This window comes from Okeania sp. (assembly GCF_983059655.1).
The window spans coordinates 1-4,022 of the sequence record NZ_CEZPJD010000726.1 but is presented as its reverse complement, the minus strand read 5'-3'; the positions used below and the strand labels follow the sequence as shown (position 1 = coordinate 4,022).

At 39.4% G+C, this 4,022-nt stretch carries 3 protein-coding genes; 1 reads left to right on the top strand and 2 read right to left on the bottom strand.

Annotated elements, in window-relative coordinates; translation table 11 throughout:
* On the top strand, positions 1-1,225 hold a 1,225-nt coding region (locus AC3DU7_RS27400; RefSeq protein ID WP_488042424.1), incomplete at its 5' end, for a sister chromatid cohesion protein PDS5.
* Between the two features lie 266 nt (positions 1,226-1,491).
* On the opposite strand, the gene AC3DU7_RS27395 is transcribed toward AC3DU7_RS27400, so the two are convergent.
* Together AC3DU7_RS27395 and AC3DU7_RS27390 are read right to left on the bottom strand one after the other, a co-directional pair.
* Positions 1,492-2,088 (bottom strand): 50S ribosomal protein L25/general stress protein Ctc, encoded by a 597-nt coding sequence (locus tag AC3DU7_RS27395; RefSeq protein WP_488042423.1) that lies wholly within the window; start codon positions 2,086-2,088, stop codon positions 1,492-1,494.
* Positions 2,089-2,468: 380 nt separating this feature from the next.
* A complete protein-coding gene (locus AC3DU7_RS27390; protein ID WP_488042422.1) occupies positions 2,469-3,803 on the bottom strand; it encodes an adenylosuccinate synthase in 1,335 nt (444 codons plus the stop codon).
* Positions 3,804-4,022: the final 219 nt, after the last annotated feature.

Sequence of the window (4,022 nt, the reverse complement as noted above, 5' to 3'; positions counted from 1 at the left end):
GATGGGGTCAGAGGCTAAACAATTGATTCCCCAGTTGCAGCAGTTGTTGAGCGATCAAAATTCTAATATCCGTTACGCAGCAGTAACAGCAGTGGGTGAGATGGGATGGGAGACCACAGAATTGATTCCTCAGTTGCAGCAGTTGTTGAGCGATCAAAATTCTAATATCCGTTACGCAGCAGTAACAGCAGTGGGTGAGATGGGATGGGAGGCTAAACAATTGATTCCCCAGTTGCAGCAGTTGTTCAGCGATAACAATTGGCGTGTCCGTGCTGCAGCAGTAAGAGTAGTGGGTGAAATGGGATGGGATGCCCAAGAATTGATTCCTCAGGTGGAGCAGTTGTTCAGCAATGAAGATTCGGATGTCCGTAGAGCAGCAGCATGGGCAGTGGGTGAGATGGAGTCCGAGACTGCTAAAGAATTTATTCCCCAATTGCAGCAGTTATTCAAAGATAAAGATGGGCGTGTTCGTACTGCCACAGCAAGGGCAGTGGGTAATCTGGAGTCAGAGGCTAAACAATTGATTCCTCAGTTGCAACAGTTGTTGAGCGATGAAGATTCGGATGTCCGTATAACAGCAGCAATGGCTGTGGGTAATTTGGGGTCGGAGGCTAAACAATTGATTCCTCAGTTGCAACAGTTGTTGAGCGATGAAGATTCGGATGTCCGTAAAGCAGCAGCAATGGCTGTGGGTAATTTGGGGTCGGAGGCTAAACAATTAATTCCCCAATTGTTAGATTTGTTGAGGGATGAAGATTCGGAGGTTTGTGAAGCAACAGCCAAATCACTAGGGCAGATGGGCAAATTTAATACTCAGCAAATTTTACAAATTTTGAATGCAACTCATACAAACCAAAAAGCAGGAATTCGTTTTCTCGCTTACTTTACCAGTGGAGGAGAATCTGATACGGTTACCTTAATTCAATGGTTGGGTTCACCAAAACGATATCCCGATCTAATAAATAATTTTGGCGAGGAACGATCTATTAGTAGGGAAGAGGGCAAAAAAGTTTTAGAGATTTTTGCTGATGCTTGGGAAGAAAGTGAATCTATAGAATTAGAAAAAGTAAGGGAATTGCGTTCTGAATTGAAAGCACAGATTAATAAAGTGCTTAAAAAGGTGAATTGGCAACCAGAAGATATTGCCTTACTTCAGAGGCACTACAACAATCTCCAAGATGAAGACATCAAAGCTAAGATAGATGCCTTGGAAGGAATACAATGATTCTCTTATCTTTGGAAAATTATACTCCTTGTTTGTAGTTGCGCTTCAGTGCCAAATATATCTAGGGCTTGCTGAAAAAGTATGAATGCTCTTGGTAGTAGTCAGTAGTCAATAGTCAGGAGAAATGGTGGATTACAGAATATTTAGGGCTTGCTGAATAAATACCGATTGAGAAATTTTTGTAGAGACTTTCCATGAAATGCCTCTACATTTTTTTTCACATTTATGTCATCATAATATCAACCGATACTTATGAAATCTCTACTTTATTCTGCTGCTTCACTCTCCGACTCTGTAGATGAAGCTCCCGCAGAAGCCATTACACGTGCTAACACTAAGTCTGCTTCTCCTGCCGTTTCTACTCCTTCTGGTAAAGTAATTTGACTTAGTTGAAGAGACTCTCCTAACTTCAGACCTGAGATATCTATATCCAATGTTTCAGGAATTTTATCTGGTTTACATCTGATTGCTAATTCTGTAACAACCTGATCTAAAATTCCACCATCTACCTTAACTCCTACTGGATCGCCAACAAAATGTATAGGTACTTCTACATCTAAACTTCCATGAGCAGCTACGGAGAAAAAACTTAGGTGAAGAATTAAAGGTTTATAGGGATGAGATTGAACTTCCCGAAGAATAGTTTTGCCACTCCAAGAAATATCAGGAACTTGAAGATCGATAATAGTATTGTTAATAGAGGTATCCTTTAACAACTTTTGTGCTTTTTTAACTTCAATTGTTAATGGAACTGATTCTGTACCTTGATGACCATATAATACTGCAGGAATTAATCCTTCTCGTCTTAGAGCTTTGGTTTTACTACCTTCAGGTCTTTTTTGACATTCTACTGTAACTTCCATCTTGACTTTTTTCGCTTAGTTTGCTTAACAATTATACCAAAGTTTTTGATATAGCAGAAGAAGGAAGAAGAAAGAAGGAAAAATATGGTGTTGTCTAAGTTTTAAGCTTTGCAGAAGGAACAAGGAAGAAGGAAGAATAAAAAAGCGAATTAAAAATAATTTTTGAGAGAGAACAGAATTTACACAATTTTTCTATCCTTTGCTAACATCTAAACTATATAGTTTTATATTTTTTTATCCTTTTGTTTTGGGCTTAATACCCTACAGTCTACATGATGTTTAAAATTGGTTAGGGCTTTTAGTCCCCATCAACTTTTTCCTTTTTCTTCCTTCCTGATTCCTCCTTCAAACCCATTAGCATTAAAATCAAATTCGATTGATTAAGAAATAATCGTACTACCATGGGAACCTAAAAGTGCCCGCTTTGGTCCATGAATTGGGTCTTCTACTACAATAGTCTGGTCGCGACTAGCTCCTAAAGAAACAATGGCAATAGGCACATTCATTAGCTCTGCCAAAAATCGTAAATAATCTAAAGCTTGCTTGGGTAAATCTTCAAGACTTCTACAATCTATGGTGGGCTTTTGCCAACCAGGTAAAGTTTCATAAATAGGTTTACATTTAGCTAGCTGCACAGAACTACTGGGAAAATCTTCGCAACGCTCGCCCTCCAGGTCATAAGCTACACATACTTTAATCTCTGGCAATTCATCCAATACATCTAACTTAGTAATTGCCATACAATCCATACCATTAATTCGGACTGCATAACGTCCAATGACCCCATCAAACCATCCACAACGACGTTCACGACCAGTTGTTGTCCCAAATTCTGCACCACGGTCGCGTAGCAATGTCCCTATATCATCTTGAGCTTCTGTAGGAAATGGCCCTTCTCCCACTCTAGTAGTATAAGCCTTTGCCACCCCAATTACTCGGTCAATCATTGTTGGTCCCACTCCCGCACCAACACAAGCACCTCCTGCCACTGGGTTTGAGGAAGTAACATAAGGATAAGTACCGTGGTCTAAATCGAGGAGAGTACCTTGTGCTCCTTCAAATAAGATATTATGTTTGCGCTGAATTGCATTGTAGATTTTCAAAGACGCATCTATTACATTAGGTCTGAGGCGCTCTGCATACTCCAAATATTCTTTTACTACCTCGTCTGGCTCTAAAGGAGATAGATTATAAAGCTTTTCTAAAATTAAATTCTTATAATTAACCGTCCAATTTATCTGCTCTCTTAATCTATCTGGACTCATCAAATCAATCATCCGAATCCCTGTACGCTCGGACTTATCGGCATAAGTTGGACCAATACCTCTTCCTGTAGTTCCTATTTTTTGACTACCTCTACGTTCCTCCGATGCCCGGTCTATTAGTCTATGGTAAGGCATTGTCACATGAGCAGCTTGAGAAATCATCAAATTTGATGTGGAGATTCCTAAAGCTTCAACCTGCTCTAATTCTTCAATCAGAACCTTGGGGTCAATAACTGTTCCAGAGCCAATAATGCACTCAGTATCAGGATAGAGAATACCGGAAGGAATTAAGTGTAGTTTAAATGTTTGACCATCAACAACAACAGTATGGCCAGCATTTACTCCCCCCTGGTAACGTACCACCACATCTGCTGACTTGCTTAACAAATCAGTAATTTTTCCTTTTCCTTCATCGCCCCACTGGGCACCTATTACAATTACGTTAGCCAAGGGTCTCCTCTACGGATAGTTAACACGATTTGTTATTCTTGCATCAACTAAAAATTATGTCAATTGATTTTTATTAATTTTTGTTACAATAAGGTTACTATGTCTTAAACTCTTGCTGTCATTGAGGGTTCAAATAGGAGAAAATAGCAAAAATGAAGAGTGGGGGAGTTAGAGAGAAGGAAGTAAACATTCAGAATAATTAACATTAACTGAACTGCT

Coding starts and splice junctions, on each gene's coding strand:
- AC3DU7_RS27395 (WP_488042423.1), bottom strand. CDS start 2,088: ATGGAAGTTACAGTAGAATGTCAAAAAAGACCTGAAGGTAGTAAAACC.